The organism is Streptomyces sp. NPDC002619, from assembly GCF_042889305.1.
GTDB lineage: Bacteria > Actinomycetota > Actinomycetes > Streptomycetales > Streptomycetaceae > Streptomyces.
Genome location: NZ_JBIAQV010000009.1, coordinates 187,498 through 212,722, shown reverse-complemented (window position 1 = coordinate 212,722; position 25,225 = coordinate 187,498). Strand labels below are relative to the sequence as shown.

Annotated in this window: 27 protein-coding genes and 2 pseudogenes; 9 read left to right on the top strand and 20 right to left on the bottom strand. The window is 72.1% G+C overall.

From position 1 onward, the window contains the following. Positions 1-4: 4 nt before the first annotated feature. The 11 genes and pseudogenes from ACFYXB_RS17855 to ACFYXB_RS17805 all read right to left on the bottom strand — a co-directional run bounded on the left by ACFYXB_RS17855 (position 5) and on the right by ACFYXB_RS17805 (position 9,596). On the bottom strand, positions 5-1,375 hold the full coding sequence (locus ACFYXB_RS17855; RefSeq protein ID WP_389583072.1) for a glycosyltransferase family 87 protein: 1,371 nt from the start codon (positions 1,373-1,375) through the stop codon (positions 5-7). Continuing rightward, on the bottom strand, positions 1,372-2,766 hold the full coding sequence (gene mptB / locus ACFYXB_RS17850) for a polyprenol phosphomannose-dependent alpha 1,6 mannosyltransferase MptB (protein ID WP_389583069.1): 1,395 nt from the start codon (positions 2,764-2,766) through the stop codon (positions 1,372-1,374). Before mptB ends, ACFYXB_RS17855 begins: the two co-directional genes overlap by 4 nt. 161 nt (positions 2,767-2,927) lie before the next feature. Beyond that, the gene (locus ACFYXB_RS17845) at positions 2,928-3,866 is read right to left on the bottom strand and encodes a glutaminase (protein ID WP_351347688.1); all 939 of its coding nucleotides are present in this window, start codon (positions 3,864-3,866) and stop codon (positions 2,928-2,930) included. Between the two features lie 43 nt (positions 3,867-3,909). Next, a pseudogene (locus tag ACFYXB_RS17840) lies at positions 3,910-4,698 on the bottom strand (lyase family protein); the annotation flags it as partial. A 361-nt stretch (positions 4,699-5,059) separates the two neighbouring features. Further along, positions 5,060-6,082, bottom strand: a complete 1,023-nt coding sequence (locus ACFYXB_RS17835) for an asparaginase (RefSeq protein WP_389583181.1) — start codon at positions 6,080-6,082, stop codon at positions 5,060-5,062. A 44-nt stretch (positions 6,083-6,126) separates the two neighbouring features. Beyond that, entirely contained in the window at positions 6,127-6,804 is a 678-nt protein-coding gene (locus ACFYXB_RS17830; protein WP_351347853.1) for a FadR/GntR family transcriptional regulator, read from the bottom strand. 169 nt (positions 6,805-6,973) lie between these two features. Then, the gene (locus ACFYXB_RS17825) at positions 6,974-7,810 is read right to left on the bottom strand and encodes an undecaprenyl-diphosphate phosphatase (protein WP_389583066.1); all 837 of its coding nucleotides are present in this window, start codon (positions 7,808-7,810) and stop codon (positions 6,974-6,976) included. 72 nt (positions 7,811-7,882) lie between these two features. Next, positions 7,883-8,257, bottom strand: a complete 375-nt coding sequence (crcB, locus tag ACFYXB_RS17820) for a fluoride efflux transporter CrcB (RefSeq protein ID WP_389583063.1) — start codon at positions 8,255-8,257, stop codon at positions 7,883-7,885. Between the two features lie 2 nt (positions 8,258-8,259). Further along, positions 8,260-8,634 (bottom strand): DUF190 domain-containing protein, encoded by a 375-nt coding sequence (locus tag ACFYXB_RS17815; RefSeq protein WP_389583061.1) that lies wholly within the window; start codon positions 8,632-8,634, stop codon positions 8,260-8,262. Then, the gene (gene crcB, locus ACFYXB_RS17810; RefSeq protein ID WP_389583058.1) at positions 8,631-9,086 is read right to left on the bottom strand and encodes a fluoride efflux transporter CrcB; all 456 of its coding nucleotides are present in this window, start codon (positions 9,084-9,086) and stop codon (positions 8,631-8,633) included. The genes ACFYXB_RS17815 and crcB (ACFYXB_RS17810) overlap by 4 nt, the downstream gene beginning before the upstream one ends. Positions 9,087-9,308: 222 nt before the next feature. Further along, positions 9,309-9,596, bottom strand: coding sequence for an ArsR family transcriptional regulator (locus ACFYXB_RS17805; protein WP_389583056.1), 288 nt, complete (start codon positions 9,594-9,596; stop codon positions 9,309-9,311). 295 nt (positions 9,597-9,891) lie between these two features. Here ACFYXB_RS17805 and ACFYXB_RS17800 point away from each other — a divergent pair, with 295 nt between their 5' ends. The 3 genes from ACFYXB_RS17800 (at position 9,892) to ACFYXB_RS17790 (ending at position 11,224) form a co-directional block, all read left to right on the top strand. Next, the gene (locus tag ACFYXB_RS17800) at positions 9,892-10,197 is read left to right on the top strand and encodes an FtsX-like permease family protein (protein ID WP_389583054.1); all 306 of its coding nucleotides are present in this window, start codon (positions 9,892-9,894) and stop codon (positions 10,195-10,197) included. A 204-nt stretch (positions 10,198-10,401) separates the two neighbouring features. Further along, complete coding sequence (locus tag ACFYXB_RS17795) at positions 10,402-10,752, top strand: VOC family protein (protein ID WP_351366204.1); 351 nt, start codon at positions 10,402-10,404, stop codon at positions 10,750-10,752. Between the two features lie 73 nt (positions 10,753-10,825). Next, positions 10,826-11,224 carry a MarR family transcriptional regulator gene (locus tag ACFYXB_RS17790; protein ID WP_363290405.1) on the top strand — a complete coding sequence of 133 codons (399 nt, stop codon included), beginning with the start codon at positions 10,826-10,828 and terminating at the stop codon, positions 11,222-11,224. Positions 11,225-11,260: 36 nt separating this feature from the next. On the opposite strand, the gene ACFYXB_RS17785 is transcribed toward ACFYXB_RS17790, so the two are convergent. Both ACFYXB_RS17785 and ACFYXB_RS17780 read right to left on the bottom strand, forming a co-directional pair. Further along, positions 11,261-12,373 (bottom strand): hypothetical protein, encoded by a 1,113-nt coding sequence (locus ACFYXB_RS17785; protein ID WP_389583051.1) that lies wholly within the window; start codon positions 12,371-12,373, stop codon positions 11,261-11,263. A 146-nt stretch (positions 12,374-12,519) separates the two neighbouring features. Continuing rightward, entirely contained in the window at positions 12,520-12,918 is a 399-nt protein-coding gene (locus ACFYXB_RS17780) for an SseB family protein (RefSeq protein WP_389583048.1), read from the bottom strand. Between the two features lie 395 nt (positions 12,919-13,313). Here ACFYXB_RS17780 and ACFYXB_RS17775 point away from each other — a divergent pair, with 395 nt between their 5' ends. After that, positions 13,314-14,729, top strand: a complete 1,416-nt coding sequence (locus ACFYXB_RS17775) for a family 2B encapsulin nanocompartment shell protein (RefSeq protein WP_389583045.1) — start codon at positions 13,314-13,316, stop codon at positions 14,727-14,729. An 80-nt stretch (positions 14,730-14,809) separates the two neighbouring features. Then, positions 14,810-15,571 carry an alpha-L-fucosidase gene (locus ACFYXB_RS17770; RefSeq protein ID WP_389583043.1) on the top strand — a complete coding sequence of 254 codons (762 nt, stop codon included), beginning with the start codon at positions 14,810-14,812 and terminating at the stop codon, positions 15,569-15,571. Between the two features lie 87 nt (positions 15,572-15,658). On the opposite strand, the gene ACFYXB_RS17765 is transcribed toward ACFYXB_RS17770, so the two are convergent. After that, a complete protein-coding gene (locus ACFYXB_RS17765; protein ID WP_389583040.1) occupies positions 15,659-16,627 on the bottom strand; it encodes a threo-3-hydroxy-L-aspartate ammonia-lyase in 969 nt (322 codons plus the stop codon). Positions 16,628-16,758: 131 nt separating this feature from the next. Here ACFYXB_RS17765 and ACFYXB_RS17760 point away from each other — a divergent pair, with 131 nt between their 5' ends. Beyond that, on the top strand, positions 16,759-17,457 hold the full coding sequence (locus tag ACFYXB_RS17760; protein ID WP_389583037.1) for a transcriptional regulator: 699 nt from the start codon (positions 16,759-16,761) through the stop codon (positions 17,455-17,457). Positions 17,458-17,504: 47 nt separating this feature from the next. Then, positions 17,505-18,287, top strand: a complete 783-nt coding sequence (locus tag ACFYXB_RS17755; RefSeq protein WP_389583035.1) for a thioesterase family protein — start codon at positions 17,505-17,507, stop codon at positions 18,285-18,287. 12 nt (positions 18,288-18,299) lie between these two features. On the opposite strand, the gene ACFYXB_RS17750 is transcribed toward ACFYXB_RS17755, so the two are convergent. Continuing rightward, positions 18,300-18,536 (bottom strand): universal stress protein, encoded by a 237-nt coding sequence (locus tag ACFYXB_RS17750; RefSeq protein WP_389583033.1) that lies wholly within the window; start codon positions 18,534-18,536, stop codon positions 18,300-18,302. A gap of 99 nt (positions 18,537-18,635) precedes the next feature. Here ACFYXB_RS17750 and ACFYXB_RS17745 point away from each other — a divergent pair, with 99 nt between their 5' ends. Next, a complete protein-coding gene (locus ACFYXB_RS17745) occupies positions 18,636-18,902 on the top strand; it encodes a DUF1876 domain-containing protein (RefSeq protein WP_351360836.1) in 267 nt (88 codons plus the stop codon). A gap of 81 nt (positions 18,903-18,983) precedes the next feature. Here the strand turns inward: ACFYXB_RS17745 and ACFYXB_RS17740 are convergent. The 3 genes and pseudogenes from ACFYXB_RS17740 to ACFYXB_RS17730 form a co-directional block, all read right to left on the bottom strand. Beyond that, positions 18,984-19,292, bottom strand: a pseudogene (locus ACFYXB_RS17740) (universal stress protein); the annotation flags it as partial. A gap of 120 nt (positions 19,293-19,412) precedes the next feature. Next, complete coding sequence (locus ACFYXB_RS17735) at positions 19,413-21,782, bottom strand: glycoside hydrolase family 65 protein (protein ID WP_389583029.1); 2,370 nt, start codon at positions 21,780-21,782, stop codon at positions 19,413-19,415. A 159-nt stretch (positions 21,783-21,941) separates the two neighbouring features. Further along, positions 21,942-22,808, bottom strand: a complete 867-nt coding sequence (locus ACFYXB_RS17730; RefSeq protein ID WP_389583027.1) for a universal stress protein — start codon at positions 22,806-22,808, stop codon at positions 21,942-21,944. Between the two features lie 79 nt (positions 22,809-22,887). On the opposite strand from ACFYXB_RS17730, the gene ACFYXB_RS17725 reads away from it, so the two are divergent. Beyond that, positions 22,888-23,148, top strand: coding sequence for a hypothetical protein (locus tag ACFYXB_RS17725; protein ID WP_389583024.1), 261 nt, complete (start codon positions 22,888-22,890; stop codon positions 23,146-23,148). 629 nt (positions 23,149-23,777) lie between these two features. On the opposite strand, the gene ACFYXB_RS17720 is transcribed toward ACFYXB_RS17725, so the two are convergent. Next, the gene (locus ACFYXB_RS17720; RefSeq protein WP_351360851.1) at positions 23,778-24,425 is read right to left on the bottom strand and encodes a hypothetical protein; all 648 of its coding nucleotides are present in this window, start codon (positions 24,423-24,425) and stop codon (positions 23,778-23,780) included. 52 nt (positions 24,426-24,477) lie between these two features. After that, entirely contained in the window at positions 24,478-25,179 is a 702-nt protein-coding gene (locus ACFYXB_RS17715; protein ID WP_351360854.1) for a CBS domain-containing protein, read from the bottom strand. Positions 25,180-25,225 lie beyond the last annotated feature (46 nt).

Genomic DNA, 25,225 nt, shown 5'->3' with positions numbered 1-25,225 from the left:
ACCCTCAGAAGGCGGGCGGCTTCACCGTGTACGAGGAGGCGCGAGCACTGCTGGACTGGGGTTTCGAGGCGGACGGGCACGTCGATCCGGTGGGCTCGCTGGACGCGCCGCGCACCGGGTCGAGGCCAGTGGCGGCCCCGGCGGCGGCCTCGGCCGTGCCCGACGGCGATTCGGGCTGGCCGGAGACGGGCGCCATCGCGGGTGTGGCCGGGCTGGGCGTCGGGGCCGTGGCACTGGCGCTGAGGGTCAAGGCCGCCCGGTCCGCGCGCGGCTGACCGACCGGCAGCCCGAACAGCAGACCCAGCGTGATCCACGTATAGATGTTGCTGCCGAGGAATCCGTCGATGCCGGACGCGTCCTCGAACCACAGCCACACCACGCTGGTGCACAGCACCGCGTACAGGGCGCCTGCGACGCGCGGGTGCCCGGCGCGGACCAGCACGGCGAACGACGGCAGCAGCCACACCAGATGGTGCACCCAGGTGATCGGGCTGACCAGACAGGCCACCAGGCCGGTCAGGGCGAAGGCGGCCGTCCAGTCACCGGCCGCGACCGCCCGGCGCACCCGCCACGCCCAGACGCACAGAACCAGCAGGACCGCCGTCGCCCACAGGGGCCGCTGCGGTTCGCCCAGCCGGGCCAGCACGCCCTGCAGCGACTGGTTCGACACATAGTCCAGGCGGCCCACCCGGCTGGTGTCCCACAGCGCCTCGGTCCAGTAGAAGCGTGAGGCGGCGGGGTCCGCCCAGGCGGCGACCGCGGTCGCGCCGAGGGTCACGGCGGTGGCGAGCGCGGCGGCGCGCCACCGGCGGGCGAGCAGCAGCAGGCCGATGAAGACGGCGGGCGTCAGCTTGATCGCCGCGGCGAGCCCGATCCCGACACCCGCCCAGCGGCCGCGGCCGGTCGACAGCAGCCAGCAGTCGCTGAGGACCAAGGCCAGCAGCAGGACGTTCACCTGCCCGAAGCTGAACGTGTCGCGCAGCGGCTCGAACAGTGCGAGCAGACACAGGAGCAGCGACCAGCCGTACCACCCGTGCCGTCTCCATCGCGGCCCGGCCAGGATCCGCAGGACGACCGCCAGCGCCACCAGGTTGAGCAGCAGCGCGACCGCGATCGCGGTGTGCAGTCCCATCAGCGCCATCGGCAGCATGCCGAGCGCGGCGAACGGCGGATAGGTGAAGCCGTACGTCGTCCCGGGCACCCGGTAGTCGTAGATCCGGCCGCCGTGGTGGACCCAGGTGTCGACCGCCCCGTAGTAGACGCGCAGGTCGAACCAGTCGCGCAGGAGCGGGACGGTCGCCGTGAAGACGGTGACGGCAGCGACGAGCGTCAGGACGAGGAGCACCCGCCCGCGGTCGGTCGTGGGCCCCCTCATGCCGTGCGCTCCACGGCCGGGGCCTGTGCCGCCTGATGGGCCTGCCACAGCACCACCACGGCGAGCACGCCGCCCGAGACGGCCAGCACCAACTGCCCGGTGTCCACGGGGCCGCCGCTGGGCATGACGCCCAGCGCCAGCGCGCCGGTCACGGCCGCCACCCGGAGCCGTACCGACGTGGTGGGTGCGGCGGCCGCGATCAGGAACAGACCCCACAGCGCGTACCAGGGGCGGATCGCCGGGCCGAAGGCGGCCACCACCGCCAGGCTGAGGCCGAGCGCGTACACCGGGCTCGGGCGCAGCCGCAGCCATATGAACAGCACGGCGGCGGCAGTGAGCACGAGGCCGAGCACGTGCCAGACGGGCATCGCGAACGGCGCCAGGCCACTGCCGAGGTGTTCGAGGAGCGCCCCGGTCGCCCGGCCGAGCAGGCTGGTGAGCGCCCAGTTGTGCGGTGAGACGGGGGTGTCGAGTGCGCCTATCCAGCCGTATCCCGTGCCCGCGACGGCCGTCGCCGCGACCGTGGTCGCCCCGGCCGCGGCCGTGGTCGTCAGCACGGACCGCACCGGGCTGCGGCCCGACCGCGCCTGGACCACCACCACGGCGAGCAGGCCGAGCGCGGCGGGCGCCTTGACCAGGGCCGCGAGTGTGACGAGTACGGCGCCCAGGACCGGCCACCGGCCGAGCGCCGCGACCAGGCCGGCGCCGAGCAGACCGAGCATGATCGCGTCGTTGTGGGCGCCCGCGACCAGGTGCAGCAGGACGAGCGGGTTCAGCGCCCCCAGCCAGAGGGCGGCGGCCGGGTCGGCTCCGCTGTGCCGGGCCAGACGGGGCAGCGCGGCGGCCATCAGGGCGACCCCGAGCAGAGCGACGAGCCTCATCCCGAGGAGCCCGGCGGGGAGTTCACCGCGGGTGAGGCCGGACAGGGTGGAGGCGACGCCGAGGAACGCGGGGCCGTACGGCGCAGCGGTGTGCTGCCACACCGGGGCCACCTCGTCGGCCAGCGGCCCGCCGAGCTGCGCGGGGCCGTGCGCGTACACGTCCATGTGTGCGTCGACCATGGCGCCCTGTGCCAGATAGCTGTACACGTCCCGGCTGAACAGCGGCGGCGCGAGCAGCAACGGGGTCGCCCAGACGGCGAGGACCAGCAGCAGGGCGCGCGGGGTCGGCGGTTCGGCGCTGTGGACGAGACGGCCGAGCAGTGCCCAGGCCGCGATAAGCAGGACGACGCCGAAATAGACGCCGACCAGGCCTAGGGCCGCCTGGGCCGAGGCGGGGGCCAGGAGATCCCGCACGGGCAGGGCGCCGGCCGTCTCACCGCCCAGCGCGAGGAAGGCGGTACCGGCCAGACCGAGTACCTGACAGCGGCGGAGATCGACGGGGAAAGCCATGGCCAACACTCGGTCAGCGTGTCAACGTGGGGTGGCCGGAAAGCAACGCCGTCCCCTCCTGGCGGCAGCCGAAGTGTGTCCTGTGTGTGGCGGGGGCTGCTCGTCGGCCTGGCAGGCCGCCGCCGGGCACCGAATATGTCGACAAGTCTCCCGCTCCCTTCTCAGAACACCGACAGGCCCGTCAGCGTGGTGAATCTGTCCAGGGCGGCCACGCCCGCCACCGAGTTGCCGCGCTCGTCCAGGCCCGGACTCCAGACGCACAGGGTGCAGCGGCCCGGGACCACCGCGATGATGCCGCCGCCCACTCCGCTCTTGCCGGGCAGGCCCACGCGGTAGGCGAAGTCGCCCGCCGCGTCGTACGTCCCGCAGGTCAGCATCACCGCATTGACCTGTTTGCCCTGGCTGCGGGTGAGCAGGCGGGTGCCGTCGGCGCGGATGCCGTGCCGGGCCAGGAAGCCGGTGGCCAGGGCGAGGTCGGCGCAGGAGGCCGCGATGGAGCACTGGCGGAAGTACTCGTCGAGCAGGACCGGCACGGGGTTGTCGATGTTGCCGTACGACGCCATGAAATGGGCGAGAGCGGCGTTGCGGTCACCGTTGGCGGTCTCGGACGCGGCGACCTCGAGGTCGAAGTCCAGGGCGGGGTTGCCGCTCTCGGCACGCAGGAAGGCGAGCAGCTCTCCGGCCGCATCTCCGGTACGGGTCCGGAGGCGGTCGGTGACGACGAGCGCGCCCGCGTTGATGAAGGGGTTGCGCGGAATGCCGTTCTCGTACTCCAGCTGGACCAGGGAGTTGAACGGGTTGCCGGAGGGCTCTCGGCCCACGTGCTCCCAGAGTTCGTCGCCCTCGCGGGCCAGGTCGAGGGCGAGGGTGAACACCTTGGTGATGGACTGCGTCGAGAACGGCTGCCGCCAGTCCCCCACCCCGTAGACCGTGCCGTCGAGCTCGGCGACGGCCATGCCGAAGCGGCGCGGGTCGCAGGCCGCGAGCGCCGGGATGTAGTCGGCGGGACGCCCGCGGCCCGGCGTGCGCTCCACCTCCTCGGCGATGCGTTCCAGGACCGGCAGATAGGCGAGGGACGACGTCGCTGTCATGATCGCCATTGTGCCTCCGGGCGGTCCCGGCGCTTCGCTGCTTCACCGCGGATCAGGCGACGGGCGCCCCGCTGCCCGCGACGATCTCGGGACGCAGCAGGCCGGCGAGGGTCTCGGCCGGCAACAGCCCCTTCTCCAGGACGAGTTCGGCCACGCCCCGGCCGGTGACGAGGGCCTCCTTGGCGATGTCGGTCGCTGCCGTGTACCCGATGTGGGGGTTGAGGGCGGTGACCAGGCCGATGGAGTTCTCGACGCTCGCGCGCAGGGCTTCGGTGTCGGCGGTGATGCCGCGGACACAGCGCTCGGCGAGGGTGAGGCAGGCGTTCCGCAGGTGCGTGACGCTCTTCGAGAGGGAGTGCAGGATGACCGGTTCGAAGGCGTTGAGCTGGAGCTGCCCGGCCTCGGCGGCCATGGTGATGGCGACGTCGTTGCCGATCACCTCGAAGGCGACCTGGTTGACGACCTCCGGGATCACCGGGTTGACCTTGCCCGGCATGATGCTCGAACCGGCCTGCACCGGCGGCAGGTTGATCTCGCCGAGGCCCGCACGCGGGCCGGAGGACAGCAGGCGCAGGTCGTTGCAGCTCTTGGAGAGCTTGACCGCGATGCGCTTGAGCACGCCCGACACCTGGACGAACGCACCGCAGTCCTGGGTGGCCTCGACCAGGTTGGCGGCCGTGACCAGGGGCAGCCCGGTGATGTCGGCGAGGTGGCGGCGGGCCGACTCGGCGTATCCGGCGGGCGCGTTGAGGCCCGTACCGATGGCCGTGGCCCCCAGGTTGATCTCAGGGATCAACTCGACAGCCTCCGCGAGCCGACCGCGGTCCTCGTCGAGCAGTAGGCGTGCGCGGGAACGTCCCGGTCACCGAGCAGGTCGTGCTCGGTTCGGGTGACGGCGGTGGGCATGGGAGGTGGGGCCTCTTTCGGAGGGGTGGGGAGGTGGGGTGGGGCGGTGTGAGGGTGGGCGCGCACCATAGGGCCGGGCGGGGAGGCGAGTCGGACTGCGGATGGTCAGCGTCCGGGACCCGATGACCACTGGCCGACGCCCGATGCGTCCGGCCCACGACCGAGCCACGCGCCGTGACGCACGGGCCGCGCCACGCCCCGGATCGTCGATATCGGCGATCGGCGACTGACGCGGCCGGCGGCCGGTGGCCCAACGCGCCCGCCAATAGCCGTCACAGCGCCGCCGAGCCGCCGTCTCAGGCGCAGGCCGGCACGGGGATCGGGATCGGGTCCAGGGCTCGGATCGGGCGTACGCAACCGACCGGTTGGCCGCCGCCGAGAAGCGGTTCGCCCGAGAACTCCGTGAGGAGGGACGGGTCGACGCCCGCGCGGGCGAGCGCGGCCGCGGCGACCGGGACGCGGGCCCGGTTGGCGCCGTCGGCGATCTTGACCGCGATGGCGCGACCGTCCGGCAGGGCCGCGACCTGGACGCCCTCGAAGCCGTCCTTGGCGAGCAGCCCGGGTACGGCTCGCATCAGCGCGGCCACGTCGCGGCCGGCGCCGGAGGCCATCTCGGCGTGCTCGCGCATCGCGTCGGCCAGGCGTGCCTCGGGGGTGCCGGGCGCGGCCGAGGCGATGCGGGCGATCGCGCGGGCCAGGCCGTGCAGGGAGACGGCGAACAGGGGCGCGCCGCATCCGTCGACCGTCACGCGGGCGACGCGCTGCCCGGTGAGGTCCTCGACGATCTCGGCGATCGCCTGCTGGAGCGGGTGGGCCGGGTCGAGGTAGTCGTCCAGGGACCAGCCGTTGAGCTGGGCGGTGTAGAGCATGGCCGCGTGCTTGCCGGAGCAGTTCTGGGCCAGTCGGGAGGGCGAGCGGCCCTCGCGCACCCAGGCGTCCCGTACGGCGGGGTCGTACGGCAGGTCGGGCACGTTGCGCAGGTCGTCCTCGGTGAGACCGGCCAGGTCGAGGATGCGCCGGGTGCCGGCGAGGTGACGTTCCTCGCCCGAGTGGCTCGCGGCGGCCAGCGAGAGCAGGTCGCCGTCGAGCGGCAGTCCTGCCCGCAGCATGGCCACGGCCTGGAGCGGCTTGATGGCCGAGCGCGGATAGAAGGCGGCCTCGATGTCGCCGAGCTGGAACTCGACCTCGCCGCCTGCGCCCAGCACGACGACGGAACCGTAGTGGATGCCCTCGACGACACCGCCGCGTATGAGGTGGGCGACGGGGGTGTGGAGGGGTTCACGGACGAGGGGTGCGTCCGCGGGAGAGTTGCTGTACATGACTGCCTGGATCACTGGTGGGTCGGAGTGGGCCTGCGCGGGGTTCACGCGTCGGCTCCGTGTTCCGGGGTGGTGTCCGCGCGCGCGGGGCGCACGATGTCGGTCAGGGTCGTCTCGACACGGTCGAGGTGGTGGCTCATGGCCGCAACCGCGTCGTGCTCCGAACCGTCGATCAGCGCCTCGACGATCGCCCGGTGCTCCCGGTTGGACTGCTCGCGGCGGCCGCCCAGCTGGTTAAGGAAAGCCGACTGACGGGCGAGTGCGTCCCGGATCTCCTCGATGACCCGCCGGAAGACCGGGTTCTGGGCGGCCTCGGCCACGCCGAGGTGGAAGAGGGTGTCCATGGCGACCCACGCGGTGGTGTCCGTCTCCCGCTCCATGCGGTCCAGGAGGTGGGCCAGATGGTCGAGGTTCTCCGGGGTGCGGCGCAGCGCTGCGTACCCGGCGACGGGGATCTCGATGTGGCGACGTACTTCGAGCAGGTCGCTGGCCGCATAGTCGCCGAAGGTGGGGTCCTCGACGGCGCCGGCGACGACGAAGGTGCCCTTGCCGGTCTTGGAGACCGTCAGGCCCATCGTCTGCAGGGCCCGCAGCGCCTCGCGCAGTACGGGCCGGGACACCTCGAGCGTGCGGCACAGCTCCGCCTCGGAGGGGAGCTTGTCGCCTATGGCGTACTCGCCGCGCTCGATGGCGCCGCGGAGGTGGGCGAGCACCGCTTCCATCGCGCTGACGCGCCGCGGCCCCGGACCACCTGTCTGGCTGTCTGACAGGTTCACGGGACCGATGGTCCGGGTGAGCGCGGGCCGATGTCAAGGCGGGTGGAATGTGAAATGTGGCGGGCGCGAAGTCCGCACCGCAGACTTCACGCCCGAGCAGGGTCGACCGGTCCCGTCAGCTGCCGAGGGCACCCGTCGCCAGGAGAGCGAAAAGTGCCACGCCGACGACGATGCGGTAGACCACGAAGGCGTTGAAGGAGTGCTTGGCGACGAATTTCAGCAGCCAGGCGATGGAGGCGTAGGCCACGACGAAGGAGACGACCGTGCCGGCGACGAGCGGGGCGGCGCCCACGCCCGCACCCAGCGCGTCCTTCAGCTCGTACAGGCCGGCGCCGGTCAGGGCCGGGATGCCGAGGAAGAAGGAGAGACGGGTGGCGGCGACCCGGTCCAGGTCGAGGATGAGCGCGGTGGACATGGTGGCGCCGGAACGGGAGAAGCCGGGGAACAGCAGGGCGAGGATCTGGGAGCAGCCGACCAGCATCGCGTCCTTGAACGAGGTGTCGTCCTCCCCGCGCTTGTGCCGGCCCATCTGGTCCGCGGCCCACATCACACCACTGCCGACGATGAGCGAGCCCGCGACCACCCAGAGGGAGGCGAGGGGGCCTTCGATGAGCGGCTTGGCCGCCAGGCCCACCAGGACGATCGGGATGGTGGCGTAGATCACCCACCAGGCGAACTTGTAGTCGTGGTGGTAACGCTCGGCCGGGTTGCGCAGACCGCGGCCCCAGGCGGAGACGATCCGCACGATGTCCTTGAAGAAGTACACGAGCACGGCTGCGATGGCGCCGACCTGGATGACGGCGGAGAACCCGACGACCGACGTGTCGTCGACGGGGATGCCCATGAGCCCCTCGGTGATCTTGAGGTGGCCGGTGGAGGACACGGGGAGGAATTCGGTCACCCCCTCGACGACTCCTAGGACGACGGCCTGACCGACGGAGATGGCGCTCATGGGATCCAGTTCTGAGGAGTTGGTCGACAGTGCTGTAGACAGTCTTACTACGCCCGGGCGTGAGACAAATACCTACGCCCACACAGCTTGGGCGATCGCGCCTCCGGCGAAAGCCGCGCCCAGGCCCGCCACCACGCTCGCGACGACATTGACGGCAGCGTAGAGGGCCGCGCCGGTCTCGGTGAGCCTGAGCGTCTCGTAGGAGAAGGTGGAGTACGTCGTCAGGGCCCCGCACAACCCCGTGCCCAGCACGAGTTGGAGGTGCGAGCCCGCGGCGCCGGCGGAGACGGCACCGGTCAGCAGGCCCAGGACGAGACAGCCGGTGAGGTTCACGGCGAACGTGCCCCAGGGGAAGACGGAGTCGTGTCTCGATTGCACCGCCCTGTCGGTCAGATAGCGCAGCGGAGCGCCGACCACGGCCCCGATGACGACCAAGAGCCAGTTCACAACTACTTCTTACCCTTCCCGCCCGTTTTGCCAGGTTCGTCCGGACGGCCGACGTACCGGATCACCTCGCAGTCGTCCAGGATCACCAGCCCCTCGGTGACGAGTTCGTCGAGCTGCGGGAGGAAGGCCCGCACCCGCTCCTCCGTGTCGACGAGGATGATCGCCACGGGAAGGTCCTCGCTCAGGGAGAGCAGTCGCGTGGTGTGGATCAGCGAGGACGCGCCGAAGCCCTCGCAGCCGCGGAAGACGCTCGCGCCGGCCAGCCCGGCGGCGTGGGCCCGGTGCACGATCTCCGTGTAGAGGGGCTTGTGGTGCCAGGTGTCGTTCTCGCCGATGAAGACGGTCACGCGCAGGGCGCGACCGGTCAGCCTCGTCATGGCTGCCTCCCGGTCAGGACGCGGCGGGCCGCCAGCGAGGCGAGCCACACCGCCGCGAGGGCCGCGCACAGGGTCGCGGCGAGGTAGGCCAGCCCTGTCCCGGGGTGGCCCCCGTCGACGAGCCGCTGGATGTCGACGGCGTACGTCGAGAAGGTGGTGAAGCCGCCGAGCACGCCGGTGCCGAAGAAGGGTCGGACCAGACGGTGGGCGGCCCATACGTCGGTGATGACCACCATGAACACGCCTATCACGACGCATCCGACGACGTTGGTCCAGAAAGTCGCCCAGGGGAATCCGCCGGGCCGCGTGGGCCACCAAAGGGTCAGCGCGTACCGGGCGGTGGCGCCGAGGGCGCCGCCGAGCGCGACCATCGCGACGACGGGTACCTGGCCGCGCCAGAGGGCGGGCCGCGGGGGTCTGGGCCGGACGCGGACGCTGTCGGGGGCGGTCATGGTCGTACGTCTCCCACTCTCTGGAGGCCCGGCCTGCGGGCGCATGCCTTCAGGAAGCAGGGACCGTTGGCGGCGTCCGTGCCGCGGTTCGGGTACGGCGGGCCCCACCGCCGCGCCGCGGGGGTGATCGCGGCCGGGACCAGGTTAACGCCGGGCGCCCGGCCGGGTCACTTCACGCCAGAGTGGCGCGGGGCGGTCTCGCGGCGGCCGTCTCACCGACCCTCACCACCCCTTCTCGAACATCCTGGCCACCTCGGCGATCCGGAACTCGTCGCGCCGGTAGTAAGTGCGGTGCCGGATTCTCCTGGTCCGCAGCAGACCGAGACGGGTGAGGAGCCCGAGGTGGGTGTCGGCGACCCGGCGGGACACGCCGAGCCTGGCGGCGATGGCCCGCGCCGGGACACCGTCCTCGGCGGGGTCGGCATGCCGCTGGGGCGGAAAGTGGGCGGCCGGGTCCTTCAGCCATTCCAGGATGTCCAGGCGCCTGGCGCCGGCGGGAGTCCTCAGCATCTCGTCGCCTCCGTACGGGCGTCGTCGTACCGGTGCCCCCACTGTCCCGCAGCCTGGACTGCCGCGTCCCGCCCTCGGCGACCCTTGTCCGGGACCGTACGGCTGTACGCCATGGCCCGACCACCCCGTCGGCGCCGGTTGTGGGACCGGATCGGCTCCGAGATGGTGCAGGTGCTGCTCGCGCACATCAGGGCGGCGAGGACACGGCGGCGATCCTCGGCCCCGTCGCCCACCACCTGCCGGTCCGAACAACACCACGCGGACCATCGTCGGTTCCGCCGCACTCCTCACCCTGATGCTCGCCGTCGTCGCGTCGCTCGTCGTGTTCAACACGCTCGTCCTCAACACACACGACCGGCGCCGCGACCTGGGCATGCTCAAGTCGATCGGCACGACGCCGCGGCAGGTCACGGTGATGATGGTGACCTCGACGGCGGTACTGGGCGCGATCGGCTCGTTGCTCGGCATCCCGCTGGGCGTCCTCGGCCACCGGCTGGTGATACCGAGGATGGCCGCCGCGATCGACATCACCCTCCCGTCGTACATGACGGACGTCTGGCAGACCCGGCGCCGGCCGGTCCTGCCAGAGCCGGGCTCGTGATCGCGATGCTCGGCGAACTCGTCCCCGCCCGGCGCGCGGCGCGGCTGACCGTCGCTGAGGCGCTGCACGGCGAGTGACGGGGCCTCGGGCGGCCGGGACTCCGCAACCGGTCAGGATCGAAGAAGCAGTGCCGGGCTCCCCCGCCCTAGCTTGTAAGCACCGACGGAAACCGTCGGCCCACGTTGCAAGAAGGAGTGAGTTGACATGACCGCCGGCCTCAAGACGATCATCTACCCCGTCAAGGACATCGAGCAGGCGAAGGCCCTGTTCAAGACTCTGCTGGGGGTGGAGCCCTATGCGGACGCGCCCTACTACGTCGGCTTCAAGGACGCCGGTCAGGACGTCGGGCTCGACCCGAACGGGCACGCCAAGGGCATGACCGGGCCGGTCCCCTACTGGCACGTCACCGACCTCCGGGACCGGCTGGCCGCTCTGCTGGAAGCGGGTGCCGAGCTGCTGGAGGACGCGAAGGACGTCGGCGGTGGCAGGCTGATCGCCTCGGTGAAGGACGCCGACGGCAACCTCGTCGGGCTGCTCCAGGACCCGGCCGCCTGAGTCGCCCGAGGCAACTTGCACCCGCACTAGTTGCACACTCAACAATTGGCTGAATCGGTGTTACCGTGCGGGTATGGCAGTCAAGACGGCCGAGATCCGGCTCGAGGAGCGCTGGCGGGACATCCTGTCGGTGCACGCGCGCACGATGTGCGAGATCGACCGGGTGCTGCATCCGTACGGTCTGGGCGCGAGCGACTTCGAGGTGCTCGACATCCTGGCCTCCGAGTCGTCCCGGGAGGGCGACCAGTGCCGGGTGCAGAACCTGGTCGGACGGGTCCATCTCAGCCAGAGCGCCCTGTCCCGCCTGATCGGGCGGCTGGAGAAGGACGGTCTGGTGGAGCGGTCGGTCTGCGCCGAGGATCGGCGGGGCGTGTGGGTCGCCCTCACCCGCAAGGGCCGCGACCTGCACGCCGAGGTACTGCCCCTGCAGCGTGCGGTGCTGGAGCGCATGCTGGCCGGCACGGCGGGCTGAAGACCCGTTCGAGTGCGGTCCCTTCGGACCCGGTGACTACCCCTGAGCAGGCGGGAGTTTCGTCCGGCCTTCACCGGGGCGGCGGTCCACCGGGCGCCTGGGCGGGATCGGTGTCGAGGGGAAGTCACGCGGGCCCGTCCACAGGGCGGGTACGGCGTCGCTGCGGCGGCACAGATCGTAGGCGACGGCCTCGTAGTTGACCCGCCAGCCCTGGAACTGCGGCCACGCCTCCTTGATCGAACGCTCGGCGTGGAAGCCCGCCGCCTCCAGCATCTTCGCCGCCGCGTCGAACTCGACGAAGGTCAGCTGGATCGTGGCGTCCGGGGCCGGGTCCTCGTCGAACTGGATGCGCAGGCCCCTGGAGATGTCGCGCATGGCGGTGAAGCCGGCCCGCAGCACCAGACGGGCCTCCGGTGGGGCGGAGTGCGGGGCGAGCGACAGTTGCATGGCCGCCGCGTCCATCACGGCGACGAGTCCGACGAGCCAGCTGAGGTGCGGACGCGGTGAGCGGAAGGTCAACAGGATCGGGTACGTGGAGTGGCTCTCGCCCATGTCCGCGGCGAGCCGTTCCCAGGAGCGGTACAGCTCGGGCAGCGCCGTCTCGGTGTCGACCAGCCACTGCCGGGCCAGGATCTCCGGACCCCAGGCGGGCTCGCCGGCCCGGGACTGGAGCATGGTGACCTCGAGTTCGCGGCGGTTGTAGGCGGCGTACAGGGTGGGCAGGTAGGCGATCTGCAGGGCGATGAGGACAGGTCCCGTGGCCGCCGCGGCGAAGTCGAGCACGGACAGTTTCAGCCGGTCGCCGCTGGCGAAGCCCAGGGTGAACAGGCTGGAGCCCGCCTCGCGGAAGGCGGTGGACCAGGACAGCGGGGAGAAGGCGTAGAGCAGAAGCCCGTAGCCGAGCAGGGCCCCGGCGAGCCAGGTGACGAGCATCCCGATCAGCATCAGCGGGGCCAGCCAGGTCTGCGCCCGGTCCACCGTGGTGTAGCCGCCCCGGAAGGCGGCGAGCTGCAGGAGTTGGCGCAGCACCCACCACAGTCGGAAGACCAGCACGGAGTACAGGCCGCGGGGCACGACCAGGGTGCGCAGGACGCTGCGGAGCATCACGGCGAGCACCAGGGCGCCGGCCACACCGGAGATCCATTCCATGCGGTCATTCTGACCCCACGCTCTGCCACGCCTTGCGCTCAGGGGCCTCCGGGGCGCCTCGCACGCCGAGCCGCGGAGCCGGTCAGCGGGTCAGCGGGTCAGCGGGTCAGCGGGTCAGCGGGTCAGCGGGTCAGCGGGTCAGCGGGTCAGCGGGTCGCCAGTGTGTGGATGCCCTCCGAGGTGAGGATCAGTCCGTGCGCGGAGCCCGCGTCGACGGCGAGCGCGAGGGCATCGTCCGGCCACTGCGCGGCAAGGGCGCCGAGGGGCACCAGCCGGTAGCGGTCGACGGCCGGCAGCAGCTCGGACAGTGTCTCCTCCGAGGTGAACACGGGGACCACGGGTTCACCGCCGGGCCGTTCCAGGACGGGCACGGCGAGCGTCGTGGGATCGGCGGAGTCCGTGTCCGGGATGTCGTCCGGCACGGGGACCAGGACATCGCTGCTCGCGAGCGTGTCGAGGGCGGCCGGGTCCCCGGCGTCGGTGGCCAGTGCGTCGAGCGCCCGCCGGGCCGGCGTCGGGAGGTCGTCGTGGGCGGCTGTCATCATGGCGGATCCCCTGGTAGCAGCGGTGATACGGCCGGCCCGGGCACCTCGGCGACGGGCGCGACTGTGTCCGGGTACCCGTCCACGCCGGGGCCATGCCTCCGAAAGTCCATGCCTCCGGGATTCCGTCACATCGCCGGGATGCCGAAGTCCCGCCGGTGCCCGGCCGGTGTCCACGAGGTGCGCGCGATCGCGGTCTCGGCTCGCGTCCGCACCGGATACCGCCAACCGGGTGAGGGTGACGGAACCAAGGGTCGTGCGGAGGCAGTTCGCGGGGTCCCGTGCCTCGCACGCCGTCGGAACTCATCACTCGACGCGACCGCGGACGGGTAGCTGTAGGCACGGAGGGTGACGGTACCCGCATGGTCCGTCACCGGCGCTACAGGAGAGAAGGAACCATGTCGGTCGAGACCGGTACGGCACCCGCGGCGGGCGCCGGGGAACGGGAGCAGCAGAGCCTCGGTACCGCCGCGGCACGGAATCTCACGACGACGACCAAGTCCGAACCTCAGATGCAGGGGATCAGTTCACGGTGGCTGACGCGCATGCTGCCGTGGGTGAACGTGCCGGGTGGCACGTATCGCGTCAACAGGAGGCTGTCGTACGTGCTCGGCGACGGGCGGGTCACGTTCGTCCGGACGGGCGCGCAGGTCCGGGTGGTGCCGGCGGAGCTGGGCGAACTGCCTCCGCTGCGCGGCTTCGCGGACGGCAGCGCGCTCGAGGCGCTGGCCGCGCGGTTCGAGCAGCAGGAGTACGCGCCCGGCCAGGTGATCGCGGCGGCGGGCCGCCCGGCCGACCATGTCTACCTCGTGGCCCACGGCAAGGTGGAGCAGATCGGCGAGGGTCCCTACGGCGACGAGACGGTGGTCGGTCTGCTGGCCGACGGCGACACCTTCGGCGGGCAGGTGCTCGCCGGCCCGGACGGCGCCTGGGAGTTCACCGCCCGCGCGGCGACGTCCACCACCGTGCTGGCGCTGCCGCACACGGCGTACCAGGAGGTGGCGGCGCGCCACGGCGAACTGCGGGCCCATGTCGACCTGTTCCGGCTGGACGGACACCTGCCGCTCAACGCGAGCGGCGAGGCCGAGATCGCGCTGAGTTCGGGGCACGTGGGCGAGCCCGACATCCCGAACACGTTCGCGGACTACGAGGCGGAGCCGCGCGAATACGAACTGAGCGTCGCGCAGACCGTGCTGCGCGTGCACTCCCGGGTCGCCGACCTCTACAACCAGCCGATGAACCAGACCGAGCAGCAACTGGAGCTGACCGTACGGGCGTTGCGTGAGCGTCAGGAACACGAGCTGGTCAACAACCGGGACTTCGGGCTGTTGCACAACGCCGACTTCGACCAGCGGATCTCCACCCGCTCGGGGCCGCCCACGCCCGACGACCTGGACGAGCTGCTGAGCATGCGGCGCGACACGCGCTTCCTGTTCGCGCATCCCCGGGCGATCTCCGCGTTCGGCCGGGAATGCAGCAAGCGGGGACTGTACTTCGGCAGTATCGACCTGGGCGGTCACCATCTGCCCGCGTGGCGCGGGGTGCCGCTGCTGCCGTGCGGCAAGATCCCGGTCAGCGAGGGCCGTACGTCGTCGATCATCGCGATGCGTACCGGTGAGGACGACCAGGGTGTCATCGGCCTGTACCAGACGGGGATCCCGGACGAGATCGAGCCGGGCCTCAACGTGCGCTTCATGGGCATCAACGAGCAGGCGGTGATCTCCTACCTGGTGAGCACCTACTACTCGGCGGCGGTCCTGGTGCCCGACGCGCTCGGCATCCTGGAGAACGTGGAGGTCTCACGAAGGGACTAGGGCCGGCGGGGGTGAAAACGGACCAGTAGTGGGTGATCACCGCCCACGCGCCCGCGAGCGTCCCCACCTAGCGTGGGCGCATGCCGATGCAAAACTGGTTCCGCGACGCCAAGTTGGGCATCTTCGTCCACTGGGGCGTCTATGCGGTGGACGGAGTCCCGGAGCCCTGGTCCTTCTACACGGGGCAGGTGTCCCACGAGCAGTACATGAAACAGCTGGACGGCTTCACGGCCTCCCGGTACGACCCCGGGGCCTGGGCGGATCTGTTCGTCCGCGCGGGTGCCCGGTACGCCGTGCTCACCGCCCGGCACCATGACGGCGTGGCCCTGTGGGACACCGCCCACGGAAACCTCGACGTGGTGAGGCATACGCCGGCGGGCCGCGATCTGCTCGCCGGATACACCGACGCGCTGCGCGAACGCGGCCTCAAGGTCGGCTTCTACTATTCGCACTCCGACTGGAGCCATCCCGACTACGCGAGCATCCGTCACCCCGAGCCGGGCGAGGAACCGGCCAACCCCTACTCCCACGCGGCACCCGGCGCCGAGGACCCCGAGGCCTGGGTGCGCTACCTCGCGTACCGCGACGGCCAGGTGGGCGAGCTGGTCGACGCACCGCGCGAGACCGTGTCCGTGCGCGGCCTGCGCAACCGGATCCGCCAGGTGACCGTGGTCGGCACGGGAGCCGAGCTGGGACACCACGTCACCGGCGGCCTGCACGAGGTGCCTGGTGTGACGTGGCTCGGCGCGCCGGGGCCGGATGACGTGGACGCGTACGCCACGGTCCTCGCCCTCGAACTCGACGGCGAGCTGGACCTCTACCGGGGTACGGGGCGCGACTGACACCTGAAAGCGTCGAGACGAGGCACCGCGCGGTCAGGACGAGCCGGCCGCCCGCCCGCGATCGGGCTCGCGCTCCCCTCCCCTCGGTCAGCCGTTGAGGATCTCCGTGAAGCGCTCGGCGCTGATGTTCCCGCCGGAGAGGATGATGCCGATCCTGCGGGGCAGGGAGTCGATCCGGTGGGCCAGCAGGGCGGCGAGGGCGCTCGCGCCGCTGGGTTCGACGACCGTCTTCAGCCGCTCGAAGGCGAACCGCATGGCATCCCGGATCTGGTCGTCGCTCACCAGTGAAATGCCGTCCACCAGGCGCCGGTTGATGGAGAAGGTGAGTTCGCCGGGGATGTCGGCGGCCTGGCCGTCGGCGATGGTGCGCGGCACGGGAATGGAGACGCGCCGGCCCGCTTCCAGGGAACGCCTGGTGTCGTCACCGGCCTCCGGCTCGACCCCGACGACCCGGATACCGGGGAGCATCCCCTTGGCGGCGGTGGCGCTGCCCGCGATCAGGCCGCCGCCTCCGACGGGCACCACGAGGGCGTCCAACTCCCCTACTTCCTCGATGAGTTCGAGGGCCGCCGTGCCTTGCCCGGCGATGACATGCGGGTGTTCGTACGGCGGCACGAGCGTCAGTCCTCGCTCGGCGGCGAGGGCCTGACCGATCGCCTCTCGGTCACCCGTGTAGCGGTCGTAGGTGACGATCTCCGCCCCGTAACCGGCGGTCGCCTCCAGCTTGGAGCGCGGTGTGTCCTCGGGCATCACGATCACGGCGGTGGTGCCGAGCTCGCGGGCGGCCAGAGCGACGGCCTGGGCGTGGTTGCCGGAGGAGTAGGCGGCGATCCCCTTGGCGAGCTGCTCGGCGGTCAGCCGGGAGGCGGCGTTGTAAGCGCCGCGGAACTTGAAGGCGCCGACGCGCTGGAGGTTCTCGCACTTGACGAAGACCTGGGCGCCGACGCGTTCGTCCAGGGTGCGCGAGCGCAGGACGGGGGTGTGGTGGGCGACGCCCTTGATCCGTGCCGCAGCGTCCTGGACGTCCCGGAGGGTGACGGGCAGGGTCTCGGGCATGTGCGCACTCCGTTCTGGGCGCCGACGACGCCCGATCCGCTTCCACCGAAACTTCCTTGAACTCCAAAACTCTGGAATTATTGTCCACTACCTGTACTGAAAGTCCAGACCCGTTCGATGAAGGCGAGCCGATGACGCAGGAACCGACGGACCCGAGCGGCGACGGCGAGGCGCGGCGCGAGCAGGACGCGATCATCGCCGCCCTCGCCCCGGTGATCGACGGGATCGCCGCGACCCTGGGATCGCTCTGCGAGGTGGTGGTCCACGACTTCCGGCACCCGGAACACTCCGTCGTCGCCATCTCGGGGTCGGTCACCGGGCGGGGTGTGGGCGGGTCCATGAGCGAGATCGGCATGAAGGTCCTGGCGAGCGGTGATGAGGCGCGCAACGAGCTGAACTACCTCACCCGGACCCAGGACGGGAAGCTGGTCAAGTCCTCCACCATGGTGCTGCGCGACACCCGCGGCACGGTGTTCGGCGCCTTGTGCGTCAACCTCGACGTCACCGCCGTGAACCAGGTCCATGCGCTGATCGGCGAGCTCGCGGGCGTCACGGCAGCCGGTGACCTCCCGCCGACGACGGCCTTCGACGACGACATCGGCACGGTGCTGGACTCCATGGTCGACGCCCACCAGCTGCGCCGGACCAAGCCCTGGGCCCAACTCACCCGTGGCGAACGTCTGGAGCTGTTCCACGACCTCGACCGGCGGGGTGTGTTCGCGGTGCGCGGCTCTGTCCAGCAGGTCGCCGGCCGGCTGGGCATCTCGCGGGCCTCCGCCTACACCTATCTCGCCGCGACCCGCAACGACGACGGCCCCGGCACGTCCTGAGCCCGACTCGCCCCACACGCCCTGAACAACCCGAGGAAAGGCGTCCGTTGAACACCGGCAGCTACTACGAGCGCATCGACGAGCACCGTTTCAAGCCCACCCCGCACGCGGGCGGCGCCTGGGACCCGGGCGAACTGCACTTCAGCCCGCTCGGCGGTCTCGTCGCGCACGCCATCGACCAGTACCGGACCGGGCGTCCGGACGACGGACTCGTCCTGGCCCGGATCGGTTACGACATCCTGGGGCGGCTTGCGCTCGACGAGTGCGAGATCCGGGTGGAGACGGTGCGTCCCGGTCGCACCATCGAACTCCTCGAAGCTGTCGTGCTCGTCGCCGGCCGGCCCGTCGTCCGGGCGCGTGCCTGGCTGCTGGCTGCGCTCGACACCGCGGCCGTCGCGGGCGGCTTCGGTGAACGGCTGCCCGACCCCGAGTCGCTCACGCCGTGGCGGATGGCCGACGTGTGGCCCGGCGGCTACATCGCCTCGCTCGACGTCCGCCCGGTCGCCCCGCCGCAGCCGGGCCGTACGACCGCCTGGGTCGCCACCCCCCTGGACCTCGTGGCCGCAGAGCCCGTCGGCCCGCTCGCGTCGTACCTCGCCCTCGTCGACACGGCCAACGGCATCGCCGCACGACAGCCGCCCGGCACATGGATGTTCCCGAACGTCGACCTCACCGTCCATCTGCACCGCCGGCCCGAGGGCCGCTGGACCGGTCTGGACACCACCGTCACCTTCGGGCCGACCGGCCAGGGCCTGACCAGCACGGTCCTGCACGACGTCCACGGCCCGGTCGGACAGGCCCAGCAGATCCTCACCGTCCGGCCCCTGTAGGGTCACGGCGGATCAGCCGCCGTGGCCGTTCGAGGGGACGACGGCGACCGGGCAGCCGGCGTCGCGGAGGAGGAACCGGCTCGTCCCGTCCCACGGCAGCCTGGGCAGTCCGCGCCGTCCGCGCGCCGCGACGACCACCAGTTGGGCGTGCGCACTCACGTCGGTGAGCGTCCGACCGAGTCGGCCCGGACCGTGACCACCGTGCTCCCGGCGCCCGCCCGGGCCACAGGGCCGGACGGGACCCGGCAACGCGCCGTCCGGCCCTCAGGAACCGAGGGACGGGGCCGGTCGGCTCTGGACCGGCAGCGCGGGCAGGCGCAGCCTGGTAGTGGAGGGGGTGCCTCGGAGGTGAGCAAGGTGCAAGCCAAGCAGTGGAACGTACAGATCTTCATCACGGAGGACGACGACACGACGCACGCGCGTGCCGTCCTGAGCACCCGCGACACGTCGACGGTCACCGGCACGGGCGCCGCCCGGCGCAATCCGGTGGACCGGCCGATCCCCGAGATCGGTGACGAACTGGCGGCCGGCCGCGCGCTGGAGGACCTCGCCCTCCGGTTGCACGAAGTGGCGGCCCGCGACGTCGTGGATCTGGCCGGGCCCATGCGCCGGTAGTGGCAAAGGCGGGCGCGGCACAGCACCGGGGCCGCCGTATCCGTCCCGCGGATGCGGCGGCCCCGGTGCACAACCACCAGGTCACCGATGCGGTACGACCGCCACCGGGCACCCGACGTGGTGGATCGCGGCGTGGGTGACGGGTCCCAGGCGCGGTCCGAACGGGCGTTCGGCGATGCGCCGGCCGACGACGAGGAGGCTCGCCCCGGTCGCGGCGCGCACCAGGACGTTCGTGGCCCGGTCCTCGACCACGGTCTCCAGGGTCTCCACGTCGGGGTACTTGTCCCGCCAGACCTGCAGCACGGCCTGTAGGAAGCCCAGCCACTCCTCCGCGCGCTGCGGCTCGTTCACCAGGGCGATCTCGCCGGGCCCGAGGCCGGCCGGCCCGGGTTCCACCGTCGTACGGCGGCCGGTGCGCCGCGAGGGGTCGGCAAGTCCACGCCGGGGTCCAACCGGCCCCCGCGCGGGAGGTTCATCATGTACGGGCACGGCTCCGCGGCCGGCGGGAGGTCAGTCCGGGAGCACCAGCCGGACCGTCTCCCCCGGCCGCACGGACACCACGCGGTCGGGCAGCCGGATGTCGATGGGCCCTCGGTCGGACTCCGGCACGGCGACGTCCAGCAGTCCGCGTTCCAGGTGCATCCGGACGCCCCAGTGCCCCTGGTAGTGGAACGAGAAGCCGTACGAGGACAGTTCGGGCAGTGGTACGGGGTCGAGCCACAGCGCTCCCTCCCGCGTCTCCAGCCCGGTCAGTCCGCGCTGGACGAGGTCGAGGGTGCCGCCCATGGCGCCGAGGTGGATGCCCTCACCGGTGGTACCGCCCTGGAGGTCGGCGATGTCGCCGCGCAACGCCTCCTGGACGAAGGTCCAGGCGTCCGAACGCCGCTCGCGGGCGAGGATCCAGCCGTGCACCAGGCCGCTGAGGGTGGAGCCGTGGCTGGTGCGGCGCAGATAGTGGTCGACGGTGCGCCGCCACGTGTCCTCGTCCAGCGGGTAGCCCAACCTGCCGAAAAGGGAGCCGAGTTCGGCGGGTGAGAAGAGGTACCCGAGCATCAGCACGTCGGCCTGCTTGGACGCCCGGTAGCGGTTGACGGTGTCGCCCTCCGCCTCCAGGATCCGGTCCAGGCGGCGGATGTCGTCGTACCGCTTCCGGTAGCCGTGCCAGTCCAGTTCGGCGAGGTCGCCGTAGCCCTCGAACTGGCTGATGACACCGTCGTGGAAGGGGACGTGGAGAGTGCGGGACACCTCGTCCCAGCGGTCGGGCTCGCCCGCCTCGAGGCCGATGTGTTCGGCGAGTTCACGCCGGCGCGGCTCTGGCAGGGTGCTCAGCAGGTCCAGGGCGCGGCAGAGCACCCAGGCGGCGGTGACGTTGGTGTACGCGTTGTCGTCGAGGCCGGGCGCGGGCGCGCCGGGGTAGGCATCGTGGTACTCGTCCGGGCCGACCACGCCCTGGATGCGGTGCCGTCCGAGCCGGTCGTCGTAGGTGGCGGAGTCGGCCCAGAAGCGGGCGATCTCCAGCAGCGTCTCGGCGCCCTCGGTGTGCTGGAACTCGGCGTCGCCGCTCGCCTCGCAGTACCGCCACACGTTGTACGCCACCGCCGAGCCGACGTGCCACTGCAGGCGCGAGTGGTCCGGGAGCCAGCGCCCCGAACGGGGGTTGAGGTGCAGCTCCTGCGTCTCCTCGCGGCCGTCGCTGCCGCTCTGCCACGGGAAGAGGGCGCCGCGCCGGCCGAGCGCGCGGGCGGCGGCCCTGGCCTGGTCCAGGCGCCGGTGGCGGTAGCGGAGCAGGGCGCGTGACACCTCCGGGAAGTGCAGGTCGAGGTACGGCAGCACGAACAGCTCGTCCCAGAAGACGTGTCCGCGGTACGCCTCGCCGTGCAGCCCGCGCGCCGGTACGCCCACGTCCAGGCCGGCCGTGTGCGGGGAGAGCGTCTGCAGGACATGGAAGAGGTGCAACCGCAGGATGCGGCCCGCCTCACCGGGCACGTCCAGTTCGGCGCGCCGCCACAGCTGCTGCCAGGCGGTGCGGTGCGCCTGGGCCAGCGCGTCGAATCCGGGGGCGGCGCCGACCCGGTCGACGGCTGCGCGCAGCGGGTCACTGATCGCGTGGTCGCGGGAGGTGTGCACGGCGACGGTCTTGTCGACGGCGACGGTACGGCCGGGAGTCAGCGACAGGCGCATGTGCTGTACGGCCCGCCACGGTTCGTGCGGGTCCGAGACGGGCGAGTCGGCGGTCAGCCGGGCCGCCATGCCGATCCCGATGTCGGAGGTCCTCGTACGGCAGCGCAGCCACACGGTGTCCGGCGCGGCGCTGCCGGTCTGCACCTGGGTCAGATGCCGGCCGTCCAGCTCGCGGTAGCGGGCGACACCGGAGTTGGTGACACCCCCGTCGAGCGCGGCCTCGACGAACAGTTCCTCGGCGAAACCTTCGGCGGTGAACTCGGTGCGCAGGGCGGCCAGATGGGGGTCGGCCATGTGCACGAGCCGCAACTGGCGTACGAACAGGACGCGTTCGTCGCCGAACCCGTAGCGCGTCCGGCGTTCCAGCAGTCCCGAGTCCAGGTGGAGCACCTGCCCGTGGTCGAGCACGGCCGCGGTGTCCGGGGTGAGCCATTCCTGTCCGTCGAGCCGGAAGCGCAGCGGCAGCCAGTTGGGGAGGTTGACCATGTCCTCGTTCTCGACCCGGCGTCCCGCCACGTCCGAGGTGAGCCGGTCGTAGCAGCCGGCCGCGTAGGTGCCCGGGTAGTGCACGTCGTCCGCGTCGCACTCGGGCAGCGCCCCGCGGGTGGCGAGGTATCCGTTGCCCACGGTGCACAGGGACTCCCGCAGGCGTTCCTCCGCGGGGTCGTAGCCGTCGTACTCCCAGGTCCAGCCCGTCACTGCGGCGGTCCCCCTTCGAGCGGTGCTGCGCGGTCGGCCACGGCGGTGTCGGCGCCGCTGCGCCGCAGTCTCACCCCGGTGCGCGGACCCGGGGCGCGCCACGCCGACGGCGGCGGTGAACTCACCGTGACGGCCCGCGCCGTGCGGCCGGGGCGTGGTTCACATCGGTTGCGGGACGATGGCGACGGGGCAGTCCGCGTGGTGCAGGAGCGTGTGGGCGACCCGGCCGAGCTGCAACCCGAAGAGGCCCGTCCTGCGCCGTGCGCCGACGACCACGAGGTCGGCGGCGGCCGTGCGACGCAGGAGCACGCCGCGGGCATGGCCCTCGACCGTGGCCCGGCGCACCCGGACGCCCGGATGCGCCGCCATGGCGTCGTGCAGGAGCGTGTCGAGCGCGGCGGAGGCCCGTTCCTCGGGGCGTCGCGCGACGTCCCCGGTGGGCTCGTCGCTCTCGTGCGCGGATCGGCGCCAGGCCCGTACGGCGTCGAGGGCGCTCTTGCGTGCCGCGGCCTCTCGGAACGCGAACCGCACGGCGTCGCCGCAGGTGTCCGCGTCCCCGGCGCCGAGCAGGATCCGCTCATGGCTGCTCGCCAGGGCCGCGGGGTCGCCGCGGACCACGATCACGGGGCAGGGCGCGCGGGCTGCGACGGCCAGGCCGACCGACCCGAGGAGCAGTCCCTTCAGCCCGCCGCGGCCGCGCGAACCGGTCACCAGGGCGGTGGCCTCGTTCCCTTCGCGCAGGAGGGCCTCCGCCGCCTCCTCCGGGGCGATGGCGGTGGTGACCTTGACGGCGGGGTCGCGGCGGCGGGCCCGTTCCGCCGCGGAGCCGATGAGGTGCTCGGCCATCACGCGTTCGGAGGGTCGTTCCAGGGTGTCCGTGGGCACGCCGCTCTCGTAGCGTTCCCAGAGGGAGGCGTGCACCAGCCGCAGGGGCAGGCCGTGGCGGGCGGCCTCGTCCACCGCCCAGTCGACGGCCCGCAGGCTCGCGTCCGATCCGTCGACGCCCACGACCAGAGGGAAGGTCATCGTCCCCACCGCCTTTCGTCGCGCAGCTCGGTGGTTCCGCTCCCAGCGTGACACCCGTCGCCGGGCGGGACGAGTGCCTGTGCGCCCCCCGGCCGGGGACATCCGGCCCCTGTCGGTAGACGTGCAGGGCGGCCAGGGCCATGGGGCTGTCGACGTACACGGCTACGTCGGCGGGGAGGCTGCCCGTGCTGCGCAGCTGGGCGAGTTCGTGCAGGACGACCTCGGTGCGGTCGAGGGCGAACGCGGGGATGACGACAGTGCCGCCCCGGGCGAGGTGCGGTGCAGGACCTGTGCGAAGTGGGCGCGTCCGGCGTCCTCCTCGTGGCGCCGGTCGCCGTAGGTCGCCAGTTGCGCCGTCGCAGGTCGGCGAGGCCCTGGAAGAGGCCGCAGTCGACGAGAACGCGGGCGTGGTCGCTCTCGACCAGGAACTTGCTGGAGGTGACGGTGCCGACGCCGCCGAGGAACGTGAGCAGTGCGGGCCGGGACACCGGTGCCGGCCGGCTCGTGCGGCTGGGCGTCGCCGTGGTCATGCCGTACGGTCTCCTCGCTCGCGCGGGCCTCGCCGTGCTCGGGGGTGTCCCCGGAGTTCCCGGTCGTCCCGAAGTCGGGGCCGCTGGGCCCTGGCGACGGGGCGGTTGCCGTGGTGTGCTGGAGGTGGCGGGAAGGACCCGGAAATGACGCGGGGAAGCGGTCGGCGGCCGCGCACCGCGCAATCAGGATCCGCGAGAAGCGGATGGAGCCCTTCCCGCCCTGCCGTGTGGGGTCGTTGATCCGATCGCGGTTCCGCACGCGGCATCCGAACCGGCTGTTCCGCTCCCGCCCTGCGAGCCCGCACGGCCGCCCCCGCCGTTCGGACCGACTGCCCCGTCGCTTGATTCGTCCCCGTCGGCCGTGCCGCTTCCGTCGTGCGGGCCGGCTGTTGCACCAGCCGGCCCGGCGTCCCCGTCCGCGTGCACAGCCGCCCCCGGTTCACCCCCTGCCTCCGCTGAGGTTGCGCCACTGGGGGCCGACGCGCTTCCATTCCTCGTCCCACTCGGCCAGGCGCCGTTTGATGAGGCGGCCGCGGACCAGTCGGCCACCGGCCCACACCAGGACTCCGGCGGCCGGGGCGACGAGTGCCGCGGTGATGCCCGCCTGGAGCAGCGATTCCGTCGGGGTGAGGGGGGCGGTGACGATGTGGTCCGAGTTGTCCGTCCAGACCATGACGCGGGTGCCCGCGGCGGCGCCGGGGGCCACCTGCGCCTGGCCCGTGTGGACCGCGCCGTTCGCCGTCGTCCAGCGCACGGTGGCCCAGGACCGGCCGGTGTCGTATCCGGTCGAGGCGGGGGCCGAGGGCGCCGCGTCGGCGGTCAGTACAGCCGTCACCGGGTGCACCTGTGCGCGCCGGGCGTCCAGCGACTGGTCCACCATCCCCGCCGCCACCGCGCCCGCGAGCAGTCCGCCCAGCAGGGCCAGGGTCCAGGTGGCGAGCACGATCCAGGCCTCGAAGACGTCGCACCGCCGCCTGAGCGGGTTGTGCCGCCACCGCCAGAACCGGTAGCCCGTCTTCCTCGGCGGCTTCGGCTGCTTCGGCGCCTTCGGCCAATTCCACTTCTTCGTACGACGTGTTCTCGCCATGGTGGGACGCCTCCTTCCCCCGGCTTCCCTGGCCACCGGTAGCACCAGCGGCTCAGGCGGGCCGGGCTCCTTCGGCATCCGGAAGGTCCGGGTCGAGGTCCGGGCGGCGCGGTGGCCCGGTGAGCGCGCAGTCCACGTCCACCACGCCTTCGACGGTCCGCGTCAGCCGTGCGGCGACGGGGGCGAGGGAGGTGTCGTGGATGCGGCCGGTCAGTGTCACGACGCCGTCGTGCACAGCGGTCTCGACCCGCTCGTCCGGCAGGACGAACAGACGTGCCACGACCTCGCGACGCACCTCCTCGGCGATGTCCTCGTCCTCGCGCAGGAACACCTTGAGCAGGTCGGACCGGCTGACCATGCCCTTGAGCACACCGTGGCCGTCGACCACGGGGAGCCGTTTGACCTGGTGGACCGCCATGAGGCGCGCGGCCTGGGCGAGGGTGGCCGTCGCGTCCACGGTGACGGCGGGCGCCGTCATCAGCTCCTCGGCGGTCACCGCTCCCGCCTTCGCGAGGTCGGTCAGCCGCCGCAGCTGGGTGTACCGGTCCGGGTCGCCGTCGCGGAACTCCTCCTTGGGCAGCAGGTCGGCCTCGGAGACGACGCCGACGACCCGCTCGTCGGCGTCGAGCACGGGGAGGGCGCTGATGTTCCACTGCCGCATGGTGCGCACGATGTCCTTGAAGGCCGCACCCGCGCCCAGGGCGACGACGGTGCGGGTCATCACATCGCTCACGACGTAACGCGTGCCGTCCATGGCCGCCTCCAGAGTGTTCGTGTCCGCGACACCTCCAGAGTCGGTC